Here is a 24,123-nt window from a genome sequence, read left to right on the forward strand (position 1 = left end):
AAAAGTAACGTTGTTATAAGCACTGCTCGAGTTTGTTTGGATATAGACATCACGCATACAACTGAGGCCCTGTCATGCAGTTATCACTGAAAAATTTGTCAGTACGAACGCAAATTTTGGTTCCGGTATTATTTACCGCGATTGTTTTGTTTATTGCTCTTTGGATTACTAAAAACAATCTTCAAGCAGAGCAAGATGTTATTGCTTCCAACCAAGAATCTTTGGTTTTTCACAAAGACACATTGGCGAGTATTGACGACCAAATTTACCCTCTGCGCATAAGCGCGGTTTACGCTATTTACGATGCTTCTCGTCGTGAGAATTTTCTAACCGAATTGAAAGAAGGCTTAAAGCAAGTTGATGCCGATTTAAGCGCAATTGAAGCCCGAAACCTATTCCGTGACGATGCCGTTAAAGTTCGCCAAGCAATTGAATCCTATGTGCGATATTCAGAGCGCTCAGTTGCTTTCTTCAACCAATACGATCAAGGTTTGAAATCGGATAGCGAGTACCGTGCATTTGTCAAAGAGTATCGCAATGTTGGCCGAGAAATGGTCCAACAAATTAACACACTATCAAAGCATGTAAACGAGCAAGCTGAACAATCTACTATCAGAAGTCATCAGCAAAATGAACGTGTGCAAAATAACGCTATGTTGACGGTTTTAGCGGTATTTGCTTTCTCATTGATAGGCGCTTGGTTCCTATCTGGCATGATTGTTACACCAATCCAAAAGCTGCAAGAAGTGATGCGTCAGTTAGCAATGGGTAATCTATCAGTACGTGCAGATGTCGATGGGGACAATGAGATCTCTAAGCTGAGCAAAGATGTAAACCAAACCGCAGAGCAGTTATACAACACTGTGGACCAGTTAACCCGTATTAGTGAGGAAGTTGCATCTGCATCGACCGAATTAGCTGCGGTAATGACGCAAGCGGAAGCGAACGCTCAACAAGAGTTGGCGGAGATCGAGCAAGTTGCATCTGCGGTTAACGAGCTTGCAAGCACTGCGAATAATGTGAGTGATAACGCGACCTCTGCTGACGCAACCGCGCGTGAAGCTGATGGACTTGCTCAATCAGGTTTGGCTATCTTCCAAGAAAGTGCGGAAGCAAGTGCGCAAATGTCTCAAGCATTGAACGATGCAGCGCAAGTTGTTTTGCGTCTAAAAGAGCAATCTGTACAGATCAACGATGTTATTGAAGTGATTCGCGGCGTATCTGAGCAGACCAACTTGCTAGCATTGAATGCTGCGATTGAAGCGGCGCGAGCTGGTGAGTCTGGTCGTGGTTTTGCGGTAGTAGCTGATGAAGTACGAATGCTAGCAGCGCGTACTCAAGACTCGACACAAGAGATCCAAACGATCATTGAAGAGCTTCAAGCGCAGTCTGGGCTTGCGAATGACAGTATGCAAGTCAGCCTTGATATGCTTAGCCGCAACAACGAGCTGACGCAACAAGCTAATGAAGCGTTGGTTGGAATTACCGAGTCAGTCGCCAACATCAACGATTCAAACACGCAAGTAGCAACCGCAGCCGAAGAGCAGTCTCAAGTTACGCAAGATATCAATCGCAACGTGGTTAACATGTCGGAGCTTGTAAACCAAAACGTAGCGGGCATCAGCCAGAGTGCAAGTGCGAGTACTGAGCTTTCATTACTTGCAGAGAAGCAGAAAGAGCAATTAAGTTTCTTTAAGCTTTAATTCATCATCTACTTATCAAATCTCTAAATCCCTGAGTGAATGCTCAGGGATTTTTTTGTTTGTAATAATCGGATTTATTATCAATAAGTCTATCTAAAACAGTCAGTTAACAAGATTTTTTTGCGGGCAATATCACGTTTTGTGATATTGTTTTTACATTTTTTTCGTCAATTTTTTTTTGACGCGAACATTTTTTTTAACTCAACCGATAACTTGATGGTTGAGAGGTATTCATATCGTCATTTTAAGTGGTGTTTTCTTCTATAAGCGCTGTTTATTCAACACGTTGCGTGAAAAATAACAGCTGCTACTATGCCGCCAGTTTTCTCGTTGGTACAGAAAAGTCCTGTTTTTCTGGTGAGAAAACACATATAAAACAATGATATGGAAAATAACAATGAAATTAAAAACTTTAGCTGTAGCAGTGGCGCTAATGGCATCAGGATCTCAAGTTGTCGCTTCAGAACTATACAACCAAGATGGCACTTCTCTTGAGATGGGCGGCCGCGCTGAAGCGCGTCTTTCTATGATGGATGGTAAGGCAGAAGACCGTACTCGCATCCGTCTTAACTTCCTAGGCAAACAGGAAATCAATGAAAACCTATACGGCGTTGGTTTTTGGGAAGGTGAGTTCAAAACAAAAGAAGAAGGTGCCGTAGATAACAATAGTGATCTTGAAACTCGTTACGCTTATGCGGGTCTGGGTGGCAAATACGGTGAAGTAACTTACGGTAAAAACGACGGCGCACTAGTGGTTCTTACTGACTTTACTGATATTATGGCTTACCACGGTAACACAGCAGCACTTAAACTGCCTGTTTCTGACCGTACAGATAACATGCTGTCTTACAAAGGCCAATTCGAGCAACTAGCTGTACGCGCTAGCTACCGTTTTGCTGATCGCACAACAGATGCACAAGGCTTTACAGACAACGAGGAAGATGGCTTCTCTCTATCTGGTGTTTACGCGTTTGCTAACACTGGTTTTGAACTAGGTGCTGGTTACGCAGATCAAAACGACAGCGATGAGTTCATGCTGGTAGCTGCATACTCTGTAGGTGACTTCTACTTCGCTGGTAACTACACTGGCGCGGATATGGATGTTGCAGGCAAGACTTTTGATTACAAAGGCTACGAACTAGCCGCTGCTTACACTATGGGTCAAACTGTATTCACTTCTACGTTCAACAAAGGTGAACTAGAAGACGCAGATACTGTAGAAAACCTAGCTGTTGATGTAACTTACTACTTCAAGCCTAACTTCCGTGGCTACGCATCATACAACTTCGATCTAATGGATAACGAAGGCGCTGATGAAAAAGATGAGCTAGCGCTAGGTCTACGTTACGACTTCTAAGTCATGACTCTTATCTAAGATACTGCCTTATTCTTAGTAAATAAAAACCCCTTACTGAAAAGTAAGGGGTTTCTTGTTTTCTAGCACTTCAAAGCTTCTTGATAAGCGATAGGGGGTATCAAATCTATCTTTTTAGTGTGAGCTTAGTACCATCAAATTTGAGGTGACTGAGGAGGTTTTTAGCGTTGTTTTTACCAACCTCATCAAACTCCATTCCGTAGCGAGCATAGTGCGTTGATTTTTGTAAATTACAAATACGACCTCGCAATGGCGCTAGCATACGACTCTCTCCGGGCATCGTTAGATCCAATGAAACGTGGTCACCAACCTGAAGTGGCCGGCTCATTGGTGATGTTACAAAACGACAGCCACTACGAGATAAATCTCTTATTTCGCATTCAGTTCGATAGGCTTCTAAACAAACACGCGCTCTCAAATTTACTTCGTAACGCACTTCTTTGCGAAGCTGAAAGACCTGCATAGTGTTGGGTAGGTCTAGCACCAAAATTGGGTACGGATCGCCTAGTCGATGCTGTAATTGGGCCCGAAATGGGATAACGGCCCCTTCACCTCGATGAGAGTAGGCTTTTACATTGATCCAAAAGCCTTCTTGAAAATAGAACTTCAAGTCTTCATCGGAGATGTTCGGAACCTCTATCAATGCAGTATTATTTGAGTGACAGCCAACAAATGTGCTGGTTGTAATAAACTTTGTACCAACGGGGGTGGTGACGTTTAAGCTCACTTCACTGCCATGTTCGACCATTGCCATTGCATCGGTGCTATTTAATGTACTTGCCTGACGTTCTGGTGCCTTCTTGCTTTGCAGAGGTAGTTTGCCGTCTCTGGCAATTGGGCTCATATTTCTCATTATAATTGTCGTACCTGATGTAAGAAGGTAATCGCGTGAGGCGAAGCAGCACTCTCGCATGGTATCGATTTTATTCAGTGATATAGTTTGATTCAATCAATCTGTAACAAAAATTAGAGAGCAAGATATGCATAAAGTAACTCATGAAGCCACGAATAGTACATTCTGGGTTGATTTAGAGCAGGGCTATAAAGCCAAGGTGATTTACCAGCTTGAGGGTAATGTCATGCACATTACATCAACGGTTGTTCCTGAAGCACTGCGAGGTAAGGGGTACGGAAAAGTGATGATGGAAGCGGTGTTGCCAGAAATTGAGTCACTCGGTTATCAAATCAAACCAGTTTGCCCATATGTTATTCACTACATGGAGAAGAACCAAACGTGGTCACATCTGCTCGCATGATGAGTAACAACCACCAACGCTACCAAACTATTGGCCAGGAACTCAATCTCGGTATTTACCGCTCTGTAGAAGTCATACAATCGCTATGGGGAGGTTATGGGGAGTTAGTCCGAGCTACTTATTCTACTCGTTCGGTGATCATTAAGCATGTAAAACTCCCTAAGCCTTCAGAGCATCCTAGAGGCTGGAATACGGACCGTTCTCATCAAAGAAAGTTGCACTCTTATCAGGTGGAAGTGAATTGGTATGAGTATTTTTCCGGAGGGGTGGATACTCGCTGCCGAGTACCACAAGGTCTAAAAACGTTCCAATCGGAGAATGAATGGCTCATTGTGATGGAAGATCTCGCCGAGGTGGGCTTTCCAAAAGTCATCACAGATGCACAGCTAGAGCATCTACAAGCCTGCCTCACTTGGTTGGCGAACTTTCATGCGCGATACATCGATGTTCGTTCGGATAAGTTGTGGCATACCGGAACATACTGGCACTTAGCAACCAGACCCGACGAGCTTGAAGCATTGCAAGACACTGAGCTACAAAATGCGGCTCAATTGATTGATCAAACGCTTTCGCAAGCTAAGTTTAAAACACTAGTACACGGTGATGCCAAATTGGCGAACTTCTGTTTTGATGAAGAAGAATCAAGCGTTGCTGCGGTTGACTTTCAATACGTTGGATGTGGGTGTGCAATGAAAGATGTGGTACTGTTTATGAGTAGCGCCGTTAAGCCAGAACGTTGTGCAGAGATGGAAGTTTGGGTTTTGGATACGTATTTTGCTCAGTTGCAACACGCGCTAATGGTCTATCAACCGAATCTTGACCCTAATGAAGTCGAGCGTGAATGGCGTCCTTTGTTTGCTGTGGCTTGGGCAGACTTTCAGCGCTTTGTGAAAGGTTGGAGTCCCGACCACTGGAAGATCAATCCCTACACAGAAGCATTGACTCGCAGAGCGTTGGCTTACTTACGAAAGTGAGTCGAAGTTTAAAAAGAAAAGCCTCCAATTAGTAGGAGGCTTTGTTTTATCTTTGGCCTGGTCTGATGCGCGCCATGTAATAGGTATTGATGAATTCACCATCACGGAAGGAACCGTCAATCGCTTCACCTTCAATTTGAAATCCATGCTTTTTATAAAGCCCAATGGCGGCGTCGTTATCGGCATTGACCTCTATCTGAATTCTTCTCACATTTAACCAGTTATCTGCTAGTTCAGTGACTGTTTCTATCAATTTGCTACCAATACCGAGTCCATGGAAACTATCATGTACTCCGATGCCAAACGATGCCGTGTGCATCGTTCTTGGACGTAGAGAGTGGTGAAAGCCAATATTTCCGACGACTTTACCATCTATTTCAGCGACATAGCTATAAACACCATCAGGTATGTTTGACAATCTTTTCACCCACATCGCGAGCGAAGGCTTTGGGAGTTGCAGGGTTTCACGTTGTGCTTTTGGTTGTGAATAGATTTCTACGAGTGCCGCTGCGTCTTCGACGGTCGTTGGACGTACGATAATTTCCATGCCTCTCTCCTTCGCTTTTTAGTTTTAATTTTTAATCTAACCACAGTTTTCTTATTTGGATAGTGTTTTTTTATGTTTAATGGATAAATGCCTTTTAAATTAGCTTGTTATGATGTGTTTTTTTGAATTTTTAGTAGTGATTTGTCATCGAATTGAACGAGTAGATTGCAAAGGTGTTGAATTATTGTACTGAGAATGGCGCGTACTGCAGAGTATCGTGGTGAATTTCATGTCGCAGTAAATAAACGCATTTAGTCAAACTGTGACGACGGCACTGTGCGTCAGTTGACTTGAATCAATAGAGGATGGAGTTACCTCCTATGAGGTATAGGGAAACGACACGTTTAGGGCTACTTATGCTTAACTTGATAAGGGAGTTTTGTTGAGGAAATAGCATGAAATCCTCTCAGTCTAAAATATCGCAAAGTCGGCGCCGATTTTTGCGTGATACAGCTCGAACTGCGGCTGGTGTTGGCGCAGCTGCGTGTGTATTGGGCTTACAATCGCTACAAAGCCAAGCTCGAGAAACCAAAGGTGTGCCTATTCGTCCGCCAGGTGCATTGCCGGAAGGCGATTTCGAATCAGCTTGTATTCGATGTGGCTTGTGTGTTCAGGCATGTCCTTACGATACCCTGAAACTTGCGACATTACTTTCACCCGTCGCGACTGGCTCACCTTACTTTACTGCACGCGATATTCCCTGCGAAATGTGCGAAGACATTCCTTGTGTTGTCGCTTGTCCGAGTGGGGCGCTGGATCCGAAACTAACCGATATTGATGATGCTCGAATGGGTACAGCGGTTCTTATTGACCATGAAACTTGCCTTAACTGGCAAGGGTTACGATGCGACGTTTGTTATCGCGTTTGTCCGCTGATTGATGAAGCCATCACGTTAGAGATGGTTCACAACGATCGAACTGGCTATCACGCCAAACTTATCCCTACAGTGAATTCCGAAGTGTGTACCGGATGTGGTAAGTGTGAACAAGCGTGCGTGTTGGATGTCGCTGCTATTAAAGTCGTCCCGACGGATTTGGCGAAAGGCAAAGTGGGCAGCCACTACAATTTTGGTTGGAAAGAGCTCGACAAACCACTCGAAAATATCCTCCCTAGTGAGACGCCTGTGCCGGAAGGTGCGCTTGAATCGCTAAAAGGAGGTAAGTAATGGCAAAGAATTTAGCTCAAAATGCTGGCAAAGAAGCGCTTGAAAAGCTTGGTTGGTGGCGCGCGCATCGGTTTTTGATTTTACGTCGGCTATGTCAGTTCACCATCATTGCGCTGTTTATGGCTGGGCCGACGCTGGGAATTCTAACTGGTAATCTGTCATCAAGTATGTTGCTCGATAACGTGCCGTTAAGTGACCCGTTAATTGTGCTTCAAGCTTTGGCGACAGGGCATGTTCCGGAGTTTAATGCGTTGTTAGGCGTAGTGATTGTCGTGGTGTTTTACGCGATTTTGGCGCCGCGCGCATTTTGTGCTTGGGTGTGCCCGTTGAACATCGTGACAGACTTGGCGGCGTGGTTGCGTCGAAAGTTCAACATTAAAGCGAGCTATCGTTGGTCTCCCATGATTCGTTATTGGCTGATCCCTGTTTTGATGTTGGGCAGTGCGCTATCTGGCGCGATTCTTTGGACATGGTTAGATCCAGTTGCGGCACTGCATCGCGGGTTGGTGTTTGGTATGGGCGCAGGTTGGGTGCTAATCGCCCTAGTGTTTGTGTTGGATTTACTCTTGGTTGAGCATGGGTGGTGTGGGCACTTATGTCCACTGGGGGCTACCTATGGCGTGATAGGCCGAAAAAGCCTGTTGCGCGTTACTGCTGTTCGGCGCGAAGATTGCACCAAATGCATGGATTGCTTTTACGTTTGCCCAGAACCAGAAGTGCTTCGGCAGCCTTTGAAAGAGGGAGATCGTCGAGTTATGGATCAAAACTGCATTAGCTGTGGCCGTTGTTTGGATGTGTGTCCAGAACATGTGTTTGAATTTAAAAATCGCCTATCAGTAAAAGTCATTGATTAAGCCACTGAGCACATTTACTCATGCTTTAGTTCTCTTGATACTTGAACATCGCGCTTAGCCAAGGAATTGAGTGCGATGTTTATCTTCATAACAATATTCCTCAGCCATATCAGCTTGCTCTGGGTTGAAAATAATAATGATATTGCGAATTTGTTACATTTAAAGCTATGATGATGCCTTCATATTTAAAGGAAACATCATGACTACCTCATCGCACGGCTGGAGAACGCCGCAAAATTTCCTCCTGTTAATTTCCATTATCGTGCCCATTGCTTTTTCTACCTGGATGGCGTTGTTGAACAACTTTGTTATAGAGAAAGCAAACTTTGATGGTGCCGACATAGGCCTATTGCAAAGTGTGCGCGAAATTCCGGGTTTTTTGGCCTTTACCGCCGTGTTTGTATTGCTGTTTATCCGAGAGCAACGCTTTATGCTCGTATCTTTGGCGATGCTTACGCTTGGTACGGCATTAACAGGTTATTTTCCCACTTTGTACGGTCTACTTTTTACAACCTTGTTAATGTCCACCGGCTTCCATTACTTTGAAACACTCAAGCAGTCTTTGTCTTTACAATGGCTATCTAAAGAAGAAGCGCCAGAAATGCTGGGTAAGTTTATTTCTGTTGGAGCTTTGGCTTCTCTGTTTACCTACGGCGCCATTTGGGTTTCGCTCGAACAGCTCAAACTTGATTTTAAAACGGTCTATTTAATGGCTGGTGGTTTAGGTTTTGTGCTCATTTTGGTGATGGCATTTGCCTTCCCACAATTTAAGACAAAAGTGCCTCAGAACAAGAAGCTCATCCTGCGTAAACGTTACTGGTTATACTATGCGCTTACGTTTATGAGTGGAGCACGCCGTCAAATTTTTACGGTGTTCGCTGGTTTCTTGATGGTAGAAAAGTTTGGTTACTCCGCCGCAGATATTACGTTGCTGTTCCTGATTAACTATGTCTTTAACTTCTTGTTTGCGAAGCGAATAGGCCGTTTTATCGGCGTTGTAGGTGAGCGCAAAGCGTTGATGTTTGAATACGTCGGTTTGATCTTCGTGTTTGTCGGGTACGGTTTGGTGCAAACGGCTGAGTGGGCGGCAGCATTGTATGTTGTCGATCATCTATTTTTCGCGTTAGCGCTTGCGATTAAAACCTACTTCCAGAAAATTGCCGACCCAGCAGATATGGCGTCGACCGCGGGCGTTGCGTTTACGATTAACCATATTGCGGCGGTTGTAATACCTGTTACGTTTGGTGTGATTTGGCTGGTTTCACCTGCTAGCGTATTTTACATCGGCGCTGGTATGGCAGCAGTGAGCTTGCTGTTGTCACTCAATATTCCAGCGAAGCCGGAAGAAGGCAACGAAACTCGCTTGTTGAAGTGGAGTTAAGTTGGTACTCACTATCTAATCATTAAAGCGAATACCTGTAATTAGACTCGCTAAAAAGGGTGCTTATGCGCCCTTTTCTTTTTATTGCAAATAGATAATCCCTCCAATGGTTGTCAATGCATGCCACGTCCGTTAGGGTTTAGAACTAAGTATTTCGAAATAACTTGGGCATAACTGACGCGAAACAATAAGAGGGGAGCTATACAGTGCAGATACATGGCAGAGAGTTGGATTTAGATCTAGGAAGCCGTCACATCGTTATTCAGCGCCGCTATGAGGCGTTAGGTGCTGCAAACGACCTACTCATTGCTATTTGGTTTTTAATTGGTAGCTTTTTCTTTTTGAATGATTCGTTGATTGAAAGTGGTACTTGGCTTTTCATTGTAGGCAGTGCGCAGTTGATCATTAAGCCCCTGATAAAACTGATGAGTTTAGTTCATGTTGGTCGTTTGAATAAGCAACTTTCTGGCACATCAGCGAGCCGCTGAAATTACCGCTTCTTTTGAATACTTGCAAGCAAGAAGCCAACAGGCGAGTTATCGAGGGGAAAGACGGAAGATAACGTGGTCACAACACTAACCACGTTATGTTCAGTTTGAAGCTTCAGAATTTAAAACGGATACCAGAACAGTTGTGTGTCCATCACACGCTTGCTGATCGCAGCAATCACTATCACCGCAATCCCAGCCATGCAGATCATATCGGCTTTGGTCAGTGGTTTTAAGCTGTACCAAGTGCGAGAGGAGTGGCGGCCAAAACCACGTAGCGTCATCGCGTTTGAGATTTGATCGGCTCTGTCTAAACTAGAGAAAATCAGAGGTCCAAGAATCTTCGCCACGTTCTTCATACGAGTGAGCAACGGAGCCTTCTTACTCAGTTCTACTCCGCGTGCTTGTTGCGCGTGCATGATGTTAACAAAGTCCTTTTTCACTTCCGGCAAGTAGCGCAGCGTTAAGCTCACAGCATAGGCGATTTTGTAAGGCACACCTAAACGGTTCAAGCTGGCTGAAAACTCTGTCGGATGAGTGGTAAATACAAACACCAACGCGATTGGGAACATGCTGAAGTACTTCAACGTCACTGTTACTAGGTAAAACAATGTCTCTTGAGTGAGCGAGTAATTACCGGGTAACGAGAGTAAAACCGTTGATGAGCTCATGAACTCAGTACCTTGTTGCGGTGCTAACGCGAACATAAACAGGGCATTGATCAGTAATACCGTGCCAGTACCGAATAACAGCGGTTTGTAGACATGAAAGGGCACTTTGGTCATTTTCAGTAAGCCTAAACCAAGCACGATCAACAGCGCGATGATTCGCAAGTCAAATGTGGTCAACACCACCGTTACCCAAGCAATGAAAAGCAAGAACTTAGTAATGCCATTCAACTTATGAAGTGGTGATTGGGTATCGATGTAGTTGATACCAAACTTCATCTTATTGTCTTTCATGCCACCGCTTTCTCTAGTTGGTTTACGTCGTCGCTTTTTTGTTGGCGGTGCGCTTTTTCTACATTGATAAAGTGCTGCATAAAGCCATTGGTGTCTTCGATGCCAACTTTTGTAGCCAACTCAAACAGACTTGTTGTGGTGAGGTTTGCTTGGTCTAGTAGCTCTGGACTGCTGAATACCTGCGTCATTGGTGCATCCGCGACTAATTTACTGTCTGCAATCACGATAGAGCGCGTGGTGTATTCCAACACTAAATGCATGTCATGAGAGATGATCATCACGGTTACGCCCAACTCGCGATTGAGCTTTTCGATGAAACTCAGCATAGACGTGTAGTTTCGATAGTCCTGACCTGCCGTCGGTTCATCAAGGATCAGAAGCTCTGGTTCCAATACCAAAATTGACGCAATGGTTACGCGCTTTTTCTGGCCGTAGCTCAATGCTTCGATTGGCCAGTGACGGTATTTGCTCAAACCGCACAGCTCAAGGACTTCAAGTACTTTAGCTTCGATTTGTTTCTCTTCAACGCCACTATTACGGAGGCCGAAGGCCACTTCGTCGAAAATCATGTGATGGGAAATCATGTGATTCGGGTTTTGCATCACCACGCCCACTTTCTGGCTGCGCTCGAAGATGGTCAGTTCGTTAAGATCTTGACCATTCATACTCATTGAGCCGCTATCCGCTTCAATAACGCCCATAATCAGTTTGGTGATGGTCGATTTACCCGAGCCATTTTTGCCAAGTACAGAGACAAACTCGCCACGCTTGATGTCAAAACTCACGTCTTCTAACGCGTTTTTCTCACCGTCGTAAGAATAGGTGAGGCCACGGACTTCAAGCAAAGTCTCGGCTGGCGTTTTGGGCGGTTGTGCTGTTGAACCATCAAACCATGCTTGTACTGCCGGTTTATATTGCTCCAACGGTAAGGTAGTTAAGCTAGAAGGTTTTGCATCGCCCTCAATCGCGCAGCCTGCTTCTTTCAGTGCTGAAATATAAAGCGGTTCGCGGATGCCGTAATCTTCTAGCAAAGGCGACGCTAAAATTTCATCTGGCGTTGTATCGGCAATGATTTTGCCGCTTTCCATCAAGATAATACGGTCAACTGAGCAATGCAGAACGTCTTCAAGACGATGTTCAATGATTACGATGGTTTTGCCCGTTTCGCGGTGTAGATCATCGATGATCTCGATGGTTTTTTTACCCGTTTTAGGGTCAAGCGCAGCTAGTGGTTCATCAAACAAAAGGATATCGACATCATCGACGAGAATGCCCGCCAAAGAAACACGCTGTTTCTGCCCGCCAGATAAATCGTGGGGTGAGCGTTCTAGCATCTGTTCCAAGTCGACCATTTTGGCCGTGGCTTTGACCAATGGGTACATGTCGATATTTGAAGTTAGCTGGTTCTCCAGCGCAAATGCAATGTCTTCGCCAATGCTCAAACCGACAAATTGGCTGTCCGTATCTTGCAGTACGGTGCCAACTTGCTCAGTGTATTGGTGCATGTCGAAAGGGGCGGTGTCTTGACCATTGATGGTCAATGTTCCACTGGTTTCCCCTTTGATTGCGTGTGGGATCAGTCCGTTAAGACATTGCCCAAGGGTAGATTTACCACTACCACTTGGACCGATAATGACGATTTTCTCTCCTTTCTCTATCCTTAGATTGATATTTTTTAGCGTCGGTTTGTCCAGCGACTCATATCTAAAAGAGAAGTTAGAAAATTCGATTGTCATTCGACATTAAGCCTCTGTTAAGTTACGGCTTTGCTTGTTACGTTTAGCGACAGACTTAAGAATGAAGAAGCCAACAATAGCAATAAGAATGGTGTTACCGATCGCGATAATAGAAAGCTGGGTAAACACTTTAGTGAACGGTTCTGCGTATAAAATCGTGTCGAGGAATGCAGAGCAACCGTAACCAAATACGTTGCCTAATAGCGCAAGTACTACGAATAACGCGAAGTCTTTCATATTGAAATCACCTTTCTCCAAACGGTAGCGCGTTAGAGAAGGGAATAGACCGATAATCAAACCAACAATACCTGAACCAAGTACCCAAGTGAGCCATACGCCCCAACCTGCAAATAGGTCAGTAACCCAGTGACCAATAAAACCAACCAAGAAGCCAACAAGTGGTCCAAATAGTACTGAGAACAATGCTAATACTGCCATTGCTGGTTTTAGCGTTGTGTTTGCAAACACAGGGATGCCAAACATAGGTAAGCCGCCGATACCGTAAAGAGCAGCACCGATTGCAATAACCACAACAGTTTTAGCGGAAAGATTCATAGATAACCTCAGTTCAATAGTCGATTTTAAAGAACGTTCATTTATATTGTTGGAAAGCGTTAGTTATTTGATTGTGTAACATATATTCAAAACAACCAAGCTGCTTATTGTTTGCTCTATTTTTCTTCAGGAAATGTGTGATTTGATTCACGCATCCCTTTGACTGGCTTTGGTTTTAGCAAGCATTAAAAATAAGGCGCGCATTATACAGAATATTAATAAAAGTGGGAATGCTATCTATCTGGATGGCTAGAATGAATCAGGGGCTGATCGTCAGCCGGTTTGATGTTATTTTTACCAATAAATGAATGCGCTATATGTTCATTAATGGTCGAGGTATAAATAGTTCTGCCAGCTCTTCATACGAATAAGCACTTTGCGCATCACTGATACGTGAGTAAAGCTGTCTGAATAAACTGCAACTTCAACCGCAGTACCCATTGGTAGGTGGTATCCACTCAAGTCGTCGGTAATTTTCAGCTTCGCAAAAACACGTCCGCTCGTGCGCAAGGCATCAGTCCCAAGAAGAGCGCCTCGCGCTTGAATTTGGCTTTCACCAATGGCTGGAATCACGTCAATGACTTCGCCACGGAACACTTTGCCCGGAATTGCGCGGAACATAAATTCTGCTTCAAAGCCTGGCTTCAAGCGTTGTAATGAGTTCTGTCTGAATGCCGCGGTGTACGTAATGTCTTCGGTATGTACGAAGGTCATTGCCGGGGCAAGTGGCAACGGCACAGCCATAACACCAGGACGCAAAGCCAATTGCGTAACGTAACCATCGGTTGGCGCACGAACGACGGTTTGCTCTAAGTTAAACTCTGCTTTACGCAGCTCGGCAAGAAGTTGCGCGACTTGGGTATTTTCGCCTCCGATTTCAGAGTCCAGAGCGATTTGCGCTTGTTCTTGTTGCAAAATCGCAACGTCTAACATGGCTTCTGCCGCTTTATACGCTTGGCGTCGAGTATCCAAATCTTGTTCAGTAAACGCGCCACGATCAAAGCCCTTTTGATATCGGCTAAATTCCCTTTGTGCTTTATCTCTGTCCGCTTGCGCTTTCAATACAGCAGCTTCTGCTTCTCTTAGATCAGACTCTAAACCCAGGGCACCTTGGCTTGCTTCTTTGACTTTCGCTTTAAGGCGAGCAACTTCTGCTTCAAAAGGCACAGGATCGATTTTGAAAAGAATATCGCCCGTTTTGAGCGGTTGGTTGGCCTGGACTGGCACTTCCACCACGCGGCCACGCACGCCAGAGACGATAGGCGTAGTCGGGAACACTTGGTTACCTAATTGAGTAAATGGGTGGTTGTAGTTCATAAGCAGCACGAGTGTGCCCACTAACACTACGCCGCCAAGTACGGCGGTTGGAACGGTCCATTTGTTTAGAGGAATATTGAAAATTTTAAAAATGGCAATACAAAGAGCGGCGTAAGTCAGAATCAGCAATAAGTCCATTATTCGTCCTCTTTACTTTGTTCAGGCAAAGGCTTTTGCTGAATCTTTTGTTGTTTCAACATCGATACTTCGTTTTTGAGTTCGTTGACTTCATCGATGAGTTCTTCAAGGCGGTGATGAATGTCGTGTGTTTCTTGTTCTAGTTGTTTAAAACCCCAGCCGCGTTCCTTGCGCCATAATGTTGCCCAGATCCATAAAAATGGCCACAGCGCATGCAAAGTGAAAAGGCTGACCCAGCCAGCGTAGTGAATTGCGTCTTGGTGCGGGTGCTCTCTCTCTTTGGCGATTTCATATGGAATATCATGAATGACAATGATTCCGTAAAAGATCACTAAAGCAACGAAGATGAGTAACCCAAGTGCAAAATAGTCTAGAAACATCTTACCTACCTGTGCTTATTGCGAAATGGAAAATCTACGTAAATTAACAATTTAAGTATTTGTCTTAACTACAGATGAATCAAGCGGTTTTTATGTAGGAATTATGTTTATGCGATGTAAGTATCCACTGATGTTTATTGGCAGTTAAGGTGTTGCTGAGTACTTATTTAAACAAACAGTGAAGTGATAGAGGAAGGATAAGTAAAAAGTATAACAAAGCCCCAGATGTCAACCGGGGCATGGTTTAAAGTTCGGTACAGACTTGGTTTCTGCCGTTGGCTTTGGCGCGATAAAGAGCTTTGTCTGCACGATAAAAAGTTCGCTGAGTATTCTCGCCTTCTCGATGCAAGGTAATCCCTATGGATACGGTCAGCCCCCGTTCACCAAGAATATCCTCCCAACCATATTGATAAATCCGTTCACGATAATTCTCGGCATGCATTTCTGCGCGTTCCAGTTGGGTATTCTCAAGGATCACGAGGAACTCTTCACCACCAAATCGTACGCACGATGCGCCTTTAAATCTGAAGTAGGACGCCAGTTCCTGTGACACACTTTTGATCGCTTTGTCGCCCACCAAGTGGCTTAGTTCGTCATTGATGGATTTGAAGTGATCGATATCGATGACCATCAATGCAAATGCAGTATCGTGCAGAAGTAGATCTTTTAGTTTAACTTCTAACCAGCGTCGGTTGTGTAAAGACGTAAGTGGATCGGTAAAGACGTCCTGCTGCAGCTGAGCAACAGTATTTTTATGCTGCTTGGTGGTTTCTTTTAGTTCTTTGTTTTCTAGCTCTGACAAAATGAGTTTGAGTTGTAACTCAAAGCGTGAAAGTCGGCGTAGTTGAGCAGACCCTAACTCACCGATCGGAATATGTTTTACAAGATCAGATTCGATTCTATGCGCTTTTTTTTCACAATTTAATGCTTCTTGATACAACCCTTGAGAGGCGTAAACTTGACTCATCGCGTTATAAAAATGCTGAGTAACGATAGGAGATAGCTGCTTTTGAATCCTTTTACTGATGGAGTCCAACGTTAAATTAGCTAAAGAAGTGTGCCCTACACCGTTTAGACAATACGCAGTCTCAATTTTGACCATCGTGGATAACCAGTATGTCGTGGCACTACCCGTTGTATACTGAACATTCGAAATAGCCAGCAACGCATTGGGGTAGTCTTCTTGCAGACGATGTAATTTGGCTCGGTAGAGGTGAATTTGTGCGGCGAGGTTTTTATCACTGACGAGAATGCTCAGTTCTTCACATTCACTCAACAGCTCTTTGGCGTCTGCGGTACGGTTCAAGCTGATATAACAGGCAAGCATGTACAGCTTGTAACGAAGGCGTAGGGATCGACTGCCAATAGCGTGATCGATAGCATCTATTTTTTGATAATAACGTAATGCACGTTGGTGATCCCCATAGGCATCGCATAAATTACCCATTCCAATAATGGCCAATACGTACTCATCAATATAGCCGTACTCGACGGCGATATTGGTTGAAGCAACATACTCGGTTAATGCCGCATTGTAGTCACCTACTTCAACTAAACGCTCACTCAAGCTTGCTTTCACAGAAAGAATATCTTCTACATCTTCTGGTAAAACAAGCAACTCAAGCGCTTGTTTCAATTCACTAATGCTGTCGTTGAGCTGTTTGATCTCTCTTCGATACTCGGCGCTAATGATATAGCAATGCGCTTTCTCTCGGTTTGTTGACGCAATATGTAACCCTATGTGTTCCCATAGCGTAATCGCTTCTTCACCTGAAACGGAAGAAGGATCGATACCTGCGTCAGTCACCTTGCTAAGCAGTTGTTCCATTCTTCATTACCTCAATATAACTTTCTTCGAGCTGTTCTAACGTGAATGGGAAGGTCAGGATATCTTGCAAATACAGTATCGGTTTCGGGCCTTTGATTCCGCGTCGCTTCCATGGATAGATGTCTAACATCGCTTGGACAGTGCGGTAGACCTCTTCTGCTGCTTGACCTTTTTCTGCAATTAACATTGCTAGCCTGTTACTGGAAATTCTCGAGATGAGGTCGCTGGAGGTTGTCAATGCATGAACGAGCTCGGTACAAACATCGAGAACTTCGGGGTTTGAATGCTGAATCATAATGATGGCGTGGTTAGAGCGTTTGAGCTCCGTTTTAAACAAAACTAACTGTTCCCACCAGTAGGTCTCAGAAACGACATTAGAGAACTGTTTTTCAGGGTCGTATTCGTGTTGAGAGCGAATATGATTGATCAGCTTACGTGCTCGCTGCTCTAGTTGGCGTTTAGAGCCTCTTGCTTTATCCATGCTGATTCGATGAGTTTGTTCTTTGAGCATTTTGAGTGCGTGCTTACGGTATTTCTTGAACGCGTTAAACGCAGACTCAAAGTCACCTTGTTCTTCAGCGACTCGTGATTGTTGGAAGCAAATTTGGCTGAGTAGCTCACCGTGGTCGAAACTGAGTGCAGACTCTTCTGCTGCAAGTAGCAACTTGGCAGCGCTGTCTGTATTTTGGCGCAAAAGCTCAAGTCTTGCTCGGCTAATAAAAGAGTGTGCTTTCATCCAAACGAGGTCATGCTCAATGGCGAGCTGGTGGGCTTTTTGGGTGGCTTCTTCGGCCGCATCAAGGCGTTCTAGTCCAAGCAGTGCTAACCCTTTAAAGTCCCAGATCTCGGCTTGCCACGTACTGTCATCATGATCTTTTAATACTTCGGTTGCTCCATCCAGTACCGTAAGCATCTCGACAAACTTATTTAGTAAGTAATAGTCCCAAGCTAATAGGATGCGCGCTTTGCCTTCTAACCAAGCAATACGAACATTGTTTGCCACTTTAACGGCTAACTCATGAGTTGAAGCGGCAAGTTGGTGTTCATTAGTGATGCGCCATACATTACCAAGCCCAATTAGAGATTCGATTTGAATTTCAACATCATCAACAAGAGCAGATTGTTCGAGCGCATTAATCCAATATTGTTGCGCGGAATAATACTTTGCTTGGCCCCAATATTGGAGTGCAAAAAGATGGAGAATTTCCGGGAGATGATCGTCGGTTTCAAGCTGTGTTTGTTTGCTGTAAGCGTTTTTGACGAGTTTTAAGCCTTGTCGGTAATCCATTAGGCACCAACAGCATTGCGCCATGATGAGTAAGGCTTTGATCTCTCCGTCCACAAATAAAATTTGTTCCGCGCGGATACGATATTGCTGCGCAATATTAAAGGTATGTTTAGGGGCCGATTTTATTTGGCCTTTAAGCTTAGTGAGATCATCTTCTAGCTGAATTTGGTTTTTATCCAACGTTCACATCCATGACTATCGAACTGGAAATCACACCTAATATTAAGTGGTTAGATGCATGTTTCTTTACCAAAGCGATGCGGATAACGTTTTGGTAAACGATCAGGGGCCGTAATGTATACCGTTACAACCCCTAATTACTACATCTAAATTACCAATAGAATAGCTACGATAGGAGCTGTTTGATTGTCAAAGGTGCATCAGAGACTTCCAACCTTTGTGCAGCGGTAAGACCTTGTTTATCCTGATAGCACAAATTATGCCAAGCTCTGAATATATCTAAAAGAGGTAAAATACCAGCAGGTCGTAATTTGCGACGTGGCTCGTTAATGAAGCTTTCGAAAAGAATCTGAAAGCGGTTTTGATAAAACTTCACATGACGAGTTGTCGCAACGTTAAACCATTTTTCAGGCTCATTTTGATCGCCAGCGAGGTAGCAAATGCCTTTGTGGTTTTCGTTTTGACTAGAGATTGCCCAACGATCGCGCCACCAACTCATATAGGCGATATCGACTTTGCCAAAGGGAGTGCTCATGTCCCAACTAGCGTCCTCTTCTACGTACATCAAGTCGACACTTTTCTCTTTAATACGAGGTAAACAAACGCTCAGTGCAGCTGAACGTAGTAGGGGATCTTGAGGCATGTATAGAGATACACGTTTGTTTGGGCAGCACATATCAAGTACGTGCAAATAGTGTGCATACGAGGTGTATGGCGGACGGACTAATGCCCCTTTTGAAGGGTAATGAAATACAGATAGATTACCAAGAGGGTCTTCTACGTTACCGCGAGCCAAAATTGTTTGGTATTTTTGGTCAATTCGCTCTCTGAGGTGATAAGAAGGTTCCGCAAGCGGCTCACTTGCTTCCGCTACATACTCCTGGGAAACAAAACGAGACACCTCATCGTAAGGATTATGATCGAGCGTTGCGATTGGCTCTTCATCAGCGGAATAATTGACGTGCTGGCAAAGAATATAGCCAGAATGCGCTTCGCCAGAAACAATCCAATACACACCATTATTGCTGTTCGGTTGCAATGCAATATAGTTTGAGGCCAATTCATAATACGTTGCGTGGTTTACCCAGCGCGCATCAATGGTTGCCAGCTTGCGGCGGCAGCGGCTAGCTATATGGTCAACATGATCGTAAAAGGTTTTTGGGTTAATACTAAGCTTGCGGCAGATTTCTCGTACGGAATATCCCGTAAACAATAAACCCATCAAGTTCTCTTGAAATTGAAGCTTCTTGTTGGCACCAGACCACTTGTCGACAAAGGTACTTTGACACACTTTACAGCGGTAACGTTGGCGATCGCCACTGTAACCGAAAGCGTGATAGAGGTGTTTGTGAGTGTGGACAGAAAGTCCAAAGTTGTCGCAATCATCATTACGGCAAGCAGGCAACCCGTCACTGTGGACGTGCCGCAGGCGATGAAGTTCGTTCACGACATCGCGATTATTAAGTAAGGGGGGGAAAGCTCCACATTCACGGCATACCATCGCCGGACGCTTAGGGTTCGCATGTTGCAGAACGTAACGCTTTGCATCACTCAATCCAAAGTTGTCACACGCCAATGTTTTACAAAAGTTGAGTTGTAACCCATCTGCGTCTTTTGGCAGTTCGCCGTTAGACACAATCGCCCCCTCGGGATAATTCGGGCAGCCAGCATAACTCTGGCTGCAAATTATTACTTACTATTTGTTCTTAGATGTTGATTGCAGTTTCTAGTGCAACTTTCATCATGTCGTTGAACGACTTCTGACGCTCTTCTGAGCTTAGTTTTTCACCACGGATGATGTGGTCAGAAACTGTCAGGATAGTCAGTGCTTTCGCGCCTAGGTCAGCTGCTACGCCGTAGATACCAGCCGCTTCCATGTCTACACCTAGGATGCCTAGTTTTTCCATCTTCTCGAAGATGTCTGCTTCTGGTGTGTAGAACAGGTCTGCAGAGAATACGTTACCTACTTTTACAGGCACTTCCTGAGCGCGCGCTTGGTTAACTGCTTCTTCTAGAAGACCGTAATCAGCGATTGCTGCGAAATCGTGGTTGTTGAAACGGATACGGTTAACTTTAGAGTCTGTAGAAGCACCCATACCGATAACAACGTCCATTAGTTTCACGTCGTCACGTACTGCACCACAGCTACCTACACGGATAACGTTTTTCACGCCGTATTCAGCGATTAGCTCGTGTACGTAGATACAGCAAGACGGGATACCCATGCCGTGGCCCATTACAGAAACTTTTTTGCCTTTGTAAGTGCCAGTAAAGCCGAACATGTTGCGAACGTCACAAACTTGTTTCACATCTTCTAGGAACGTTTCAGCGATGTATTTAGCGCGCAACGGGTCGCCTGGCATCAGAACTGTTTCAGCGAAATCACCTGGTTGTGCGTTAATGTGTGGGGTTGCCATAAGTGCTCTCCAAAGTTTTGTTTTGATAAAACGCCTCTATTATAGAACGCTATTACCAATTCTGTTGAACTTGTTCGTTTTCGTTGAGGCAATAATATCGGGACGTACAGTAGCCCCTTGAGAGCTTAGTCACAAAAACCACGTATTTAGAAACTGCAACTCCTATTGATAACTAAATCTGTTGAAACCAAAAGAGCAATCGATTTGCTTTTGAGCAGTTTGTCGATTGCGCGCACAAATTCTTTGTTTTTGGGCCAAACTTTTTTCTGAAAGCTGGTTGATCGAAATACTTTCGAGTGAAGTAAAACGATTAAATTGTACAACTTATTTTCTTGTACAATCTGGAAAGGCTTGCTATAAGTTATACAACAAAACTTTTTGTATAGGGATGCGTCATCATGGAATCTTCAATCAAAGTAGGTATCAGTTCGTGTGTTTTGGGTGAACGAGTGCGTTTTGACTCTGGTCATAAGGTGAGCAACTTTGTGACTAAAGAGCTCAGCCCGTATTTTGACTTTGTTTCGGTATGCCCTGAAGTCGGCGTAGGTATGCCAGTACCCCGTCCAACAATTCGTCTTGTTTCTAATGAAGAGCGTGTTGCATTGGTTGAAACCAAAAATCCAGAAAATGATCATACCGACAATATGCTCACTTACTCGGCCAATAAAGTAGATGAACTTCAAAGCGAGCAGCTTTGTGGTTACATCGTTTGTGCCAAGTCACCAACTTGTGGCATGGAGCGAGTCAAGGTTTACAGCAAGAACAGTGCTGCGAAAGAAGGTGTTGGCTTGTATACACAAACATTGATGCAAAAAATGCCTTGGTTGCCTGTTGAAGAGGATGGCAGACTTAACGACCCTGTATTGAAAGAAAATTTTATTACTCGAGTATTTTGTCTAAATGACTTTTACGACTCGATGGATGGTGAGCCTACTCGTGGCAAAATCATCGACTTTCATTCGCGCTACAAACTGACGTTAATGGCACACCACCCAGAGTCATACCGATCCCTTGGCCGCTTAGTTGCCGATGTCGCTAATTATGAAATTGAAGACTTTTACCAAGAGTATCGTTTAGGACTGATGAAGGCGTTAACGAATCGGGCTAGCCGCAAAAATAACACAAATGTGTTGATGCATTTACAAGGGTACTTCAAACGCTCACTAACTAAAGAAGAAAAAGAAGAGTTAGCGACAGTGATTCACGACTACCGTATTGGAATGCTGCCTCTGCTAGCACCACTTACGTTGATTAAGCATTACTTAAATACTTACCCAGACGAGTATTTATCAAAACAGAAGTTTTTAGAACCGTATCCGCAGGAGATGAGATTACGCTATGGTTTGTAGTTCAGAAGAAAAACTATACGCGATCCGAGATGTCGCAGAAATCACGGGTGTAAAACCAGTTACGCTGAGAGCTTGGCAACGAAGATACAACTTGATCCAGCCTCAGCGAACTGAAAAAGGACACAGACTCTATCGCCAGCAAGATCTCGATACGATTCGCGAAGTCCAGAGTTGGCTCGCGAAGGGGATTTCGATTGGTAAAGTGAAGGGGCTGCTAGGAAAAAGCGCCGATGTCGAAGTCAAAAACGAGGTTCGCACACTCGAAGAAGTTGAAAACATGCTGCTTGCGCTGTCTACCCTGAATCGAGGAAAAGCAGAGAGTTTACTTGCCTCTGTTCTTAAAGAGTACCCACTAAAACTCGTTATTGATCAGTTTATTAGCCCAGTATTTGATGCGCTAGATATGGTAAAAGGATCGTTGCGATCCTTGCAGGTGGGGTTATTTCAGACTTGTTTGATCACTCGTCTTGCCCTTGTTATCGATTCTGAAAACAAAGCCGCTTCCAAAGGAAAGTGTCTGCTCATTAGCTTTGAACAAAACAGAGAATCTGAGAGTTGGATTCAAGCAGCGAAGCTTTGTGAACAAGGGTATCACACGACTTTGATCGATAAGGTTGATGATGTTTCTGGTCTACTAGATCACGAGGTCATTGAAAATGGTTCGTTTATCTACCTTTTCTCCAATAAAGCACTAGCTGCTAAACAAGTAGCGTCCATCAAAATGCTTCACGCACAGCTAGGTGATCGGATGGGGTGCTCTGAAGTGATAGAGAAATTACACCTAACTTAGTAGACAAAAGATAGGAGCTACCATGATTTTAGTATGGTTTCGACGTGACTTGCGTACGTTAGACCACACGGCACTCAAAGCGGCATTGGATTCAGGTCAGCCTGTCGTCGCTTGCTTTATCGCGACGCCAGAGCAGTGGCGGGAGCATCACATGGCGCCGATGCAGGCAGACCTCATTGCTCGTCGCTTAGCTTGTCTTAACGAGGAGCTTGAAAGCCTTAATATTCCTTTTTTGTACAAAGAGGTGCCGTCGTTTTCCGATTGTACAGATGTGATTAGTGGGTGGGCGGAAACACTTGAAGCCACGTCTGTCATGGCAAACATTCACTATGAGGTGAACGAACGAGAGCTCGATACACAAGTAAGTGAAGCGTTAGCTTCTCACGATATCGAATTTGAACTGTTTCATGACAAATGTGTGCACGCGCCAACGACGGTTCTTAATAAGCAAGGCGAATATTTTAAGGTATTTACGCCATTCAAGCGTGCTTGGTTAACGCAGTTCCATATGCCGACGGTAGTAAAACCTCACGAGCAAGCGCCACTCAATAAAAAGGTACTCGAACAATTAGAGTCGGCTCGATTTAATTCAAGCTTCACATTTAGCTATCCTCGAGAATCCAGTGAAGACTGGCTGGCTTCGACTAATGATATTTTGAAGCAGCTTAGGGAATTTGCACGGGAGCGCAGTGACGCGTATCAAAGCGAGCGAGACTTTCCAGCTATTGATGGCACTAGCCAACTGTCTCCATACCTTGCGATTGGCGCACTATCACCAAGGCAGTGTATTGCTCGTTTGTATGCTGAAAATCAACAAAATGACCTTACAGAAGGGAAAGCAACTTGGCTAAGTGAGATCATTTGGCGTGAGTTTTATCAGCACCTATTGGTTTTCGAACCAAAACTCGTCAAAGGCAAAGGATTTATCGATTGGGAGGATAAAATCCAGTGGTCCTATGATGAGAAAGCCTTTGAGCGATGGAAGACAGGAACAACAGGATACCCAATCGTTGATGCAGCAATGCGTCAGCTCAATCAAACAGGCTGGATGCACAACCGATTACGTATGATTGTCGCGAGCTTTCTTACCAAGGACTTACATATTGATTGGCGATGGGGAGAAGCGTACTTCATGAGTAAGCTGGTGGACGGCGATTTTGCAGCGAACAATGGTGGCTGGCAATGGTCTGCTTCTACGGGCTGTGACGGGCAGCCATACTTTCGTATTTTCAACCCGATAAGCCAAGGCGAAAAGTTCGATGCTAATGGTGAATTTGTGCGCCACTGGGTACCAGAAATCAAAAGTGTACCGAACAAATACATCCATAAACCTTGGACTTGGGAGGGCTTTTCTTTACTGGAATATCACAAGCCGATGGTTGATCACAAGACAGAAAGAGAGATAACCTTACAGCTCTTTAAAAGTGCCAAGGAATAGA

General features: G+C 44.4%; 22 protein-coding genes. 11 read left to right on the plus strand and 11 right to left on the minus strand.

Translation table 11 applies throughout. From position 1 onward, the window contains the following. Positions 1-74 precede the first annotated feature (74 nt). Together H9L11_RS18440 and H9L11_RS18445 are read left to right on the plus strand one after the other, a co-directional pair. The gene (locus H9L11_RS18440; protein WP_005375120.1) at positions 75-1,703 is read left to right on the plus strand and encodes a methyl-accepting chemotaxis protein; all 1,629 of its coding nucleotides are present in this window, start codon (positions 75-77) and stop codon (positions 1,701-1,703) included. Positions 1,704-2,100: 397 nt separating this feature from the next. Further along, positions 2,101-3,060, plus strand: a complete 960-nt coding sequence (locus tag H9L11_RS18445; RefSeq protein WP_171344177.1) for a porin — start codon at positions 2,101-2,103, stop codon at positions 3,058-3,060. A 124-nt stretch (positions 3,061-3,184) separates the two neighbouring features. Here H9L11_RS18445 and H9L11_RS18450 read toward each other — a convergent pair whose 3' ends face one another. Continuing rightward, complete coding sequence (locus H9L11_RS18450) at positions 3,185-3,922, minus strand: flagellar brake protein (RefSeq protein WP_005375123.1); 738 nt, start codon at positions 3,920-3,922, stop codon at positions 3,185-3,187. 136 nt (positions 3,923-4,058) lie between these two features. On the opposite strand from H9L11_RS18450, the gene H9L11_RS18455 reads away from it, so the two are divergent. Beyond that, positions 4,059-4,334: a GNAT family N-acetyltransferase gene (locus H9L11_RS18455; protein ID WP_104980147.1), complete on the plus strand. Its 276-nt coding sequence runs from the start codon at positions 4,059-4,061 to the stop codon at positions 4,332-4,334. After that, the gene (locus H9L11_RS18460; protein ID WP_104980145.1) at positions 4,331-5,308 is read left to right on the plus strand and encodes a phosphotransferase; all 978 of its coding nucleotides are present in this window, start codon (positions 4,331-4,333) and stop codon (positions 5,306-5,308) included. Before H9L11_RS18455 ends, H9L11_RS18460 begins: the two co-directional genes overlap by 4 nt. A 46-nt stretch (positions 5,309-5,354) precedes the next feature. Here H9L11_RS18460 and H9L11_RS18465 read toward each other — a convergent pair whose 3' ends face one another. After that, positions 5,355-5,855 carry a GNAT family N-acetyltransferase gene (locus H9L11_RS18465; RefSeq protein WP_205391367.1) on the minus strand — a complete coding sequence of 167 codons (501 nt, stop codon included), beginning with the start codon at positions 5,853-5,855 and terminating at the stop codon, positions 5,355-5,357. A 395-nt stretch (positions 5,856-6,250) separates the two neighbouring features. Between H9L11_RS18465 and napG the strand changes: the two genes are divergently transcribed. From napG to H9L11_RS18485, 4 genes are all read left to right on the plus strand, one after another. Further along, entirely contained in the window at positions 6,251-7,021 is a 771-nt protein-coding gene (napG, locus tag H9L11_RS18470; protein ID WP_064376387.1) for a ferredoxin-type protein NapG, read from the plus strand. Continuing rightward, positions 7,021-7,875 carry a quinol dehydrogenase ferredoxin subunit NapH gene (gene napH / locus H9L11_RS18475; RefSeq protein WP_104976443.1) on the plus strand — a complete coding sequence of 285 codons (855 nt, stop codon included), beginning with the start codon at positions 7,021-7,023 and terminating at the stop codon, positions 7,873-7,875. The genes napG and napH overlap by 1 nt, the downstream gene beginning before the upstream one ends. Positions 7,876-8,074: 199 nt before the next feature. Then, entirely contained in the window at positions 8,075-9,256 is a 1,182-nt protein-coding gene (locus H9L11_RS18480) for an MFS transporter (RefSeq protein WP_005375129.1), read from the plus strand. Positions 9,257-9,462: 206 nt separating this feature from the next. Beyond that, positions 9,463-9,744, plus strand: coding sequence for a YrhK family protein (locus H9L11_RS18485; protein ID WP_025768568.1), 282 nt, complete (start codon positions 9,463-9,465; stop codon positions 9,742-9,744). A gap of 122 nt (positions 9,745-9,866) precedes the next feature. Here the strand turns inward: H9L11_RS18485 and H9L11_RS18490 are convergent, their stop codons facing one another. From H9L11_RS18490 to deoD, 9 genes are all read right to left on the minus strand, one after another. Then, positions 9,867-10,706: an energy-coupling factor transporter transmembrane component T gene (locus H9L11_RS18490; RefSeq protein WP_205391368.1), complete on the minus strand. Its 840-nt coding sequence runs from the start codon at positions 10,704-10,706 to the stop codon at positions 9,867-9,869. Beyond that, on the minus strand, positions 10,703-12,442 hold the full coding sequence (locus tag H9L11_RS18495; RefSeq protein WP_205391369.1) for a DUF3744 domain-containing protein: 1,740 nt from the start codon (positions 12,440-12,442) through the stop codon (positions 10,703-10,705). Before H9L11_RS18495 ends, H9L11_RS18490 begins: the two co-directional genes overlap by 4 nt. 6 nt (positions 12,443-12,448) lie before the next feature. After that, the gene (locus tag H9L11_RS18500) at positions 12,449-12,997 is read right to left on the minus strand and encodes an ECF-type riboflavin transporter substrate-binding protein (RefSeq protein WP_005375133.1); all 549 of its coding nucleotides are present in this window, start codon (positions 12,995-12,997) and stop codon (positions 12,449-12,451) included. 324 nt (positions 12,998-13,321) lie between these two features. Beyond that, positions 13,322-14,452: an HlyD family secretion protein gene (locus tag H9L11_RS18505; protein WP_205391370.1), complete on the minus strand. Its 1,131-nt coding sequence runs from the start codon at positions 14,450-14,452 to the stop codon at positions 13,322-13,324. Further along, positions 14,452-14,832 (minus strand): DUF3302 domain-containing protein, encoded by a 381-nt coding sequence (locus H9L11_RS18510; protein ID WP_005375135.1) that lies wholly within the window; start codon positions 14,830-14,832, stop codon positions 14,452-14,454. Before H9L11_RS18510 ends, H9L11_RS18505 begins: the two co-directional genes overlap by 1 nt. Positions 14,833-15,076: 244 nt before the next feature. Next, the gene (locus H9L11_RS18515) at positions 15,077-16,660 is read right to left on the minus strand and encodes a GGDEF domain-containing protein (RefSeq protein ID WP_054574921.1); all 1,584 of its coding nucleotides are present in this window, start codon (positions 16,658-16,660) and stop codon (positions 15,077-15,079) included. Then, positions 16,644-18,128, minus strand: a complete 1,485-nt coding sequence (locus H9L11_RS18520; protein ID WP_205391371.1) for a hypothetical protein — start codon at positions 18,126-18,128, stop codon at positions 16,644-16,646. Before H9L11_RS18520 ends, H9L11_RS18515 begins: the two co-directional genes overlap by 17 nt. 166 nt (positions 18,129-18,294) lie before the next feature. Then, on the minus strand, positions 18,295-19,764 hold the full coding sequence (locus tag H9L11_RS18525; RefSeq protein WP_017820510.1) for a lactate dehydrogenase: 1,470 nt from the start codon (positions 19,762-19,764) through the stop codon (positions 18,295-18,297). Positions 19,765-19,834: 70 nt separating this feature from the next. Further along, positions 19,835-20,545 (minus strand): purine-nucleoside phosphorylase, encoded by a 711-nt coding sequence (gene deoD / locus H9L11_RS18530; RefSeq protein WP_005375140.1) that lies wholly within the window; start codon positions 20,543-20,545, stop codon positions 19,835-19,837. 398 nt (positions 20,546-20,943) lie between these two features. On the opposite strand from deoD, the gene H9L11_RS18535 reads away from it, so the two are divergent. The 3 genes from H9L11_RS18535 to phrB are packed head-to-tail and all read left to right on the plus strand — an operon-like array spanning position 20,944 to position 24,122. Beyond that, on the plus strand, positions 20,944-21,894 hold the full coding sequence (locus tag H9L11_RS18535) for a DUF523 and DUF1722 domain-containing protein (RefSeq protein ID WP_005383935.1): 951 nt from the start codon (positions 20,944-20,946) through the stop codon (positions 21,892-21,894). Continuing rightward, on the plus strand, positions 21,884-22,684 hold the full coding sequence (locus H9L11_RS18540) for a MerR family transcriptional regulator (protein ID WP_005375142.1): 801 nt from the start codon (positions 21,884-21,886) through the stop codon (positions 22,682-22,684). The genes H9L11_RS18535 and H9L11_RS18540 overlap by 11 nt, the downstream gene beginning before the upstream one ends. 22 nt (positions 22,685-22,706) lie before the next feature. Continuing rightward, the gene (phrB, locus tag H9L11_RS18545) at positions 22,707-24,122 is read left to right on the plus strand and encodes a deoxyribodipyrimidine photo-lyase (protein ID WP_005383934.1); all 1,416 of its coding nucleotides are present in this window, start codon (positions 22,707-22,709) and stop codon (positions 24,120-24,122) included. The last annotated feature ends 1 nt before the right edge of the window (position 24,123 follow it).

This window comes from Vibrio sp. sp1 (genome assembly GCF_016920955.1).
Taxonomy (GTDB): Bacteria; Pseudomonadota; Gammaproteobacteria; order Enterobacterales; family Vibrionaceae; genus Vibrio; species Vibrio alginolyticus.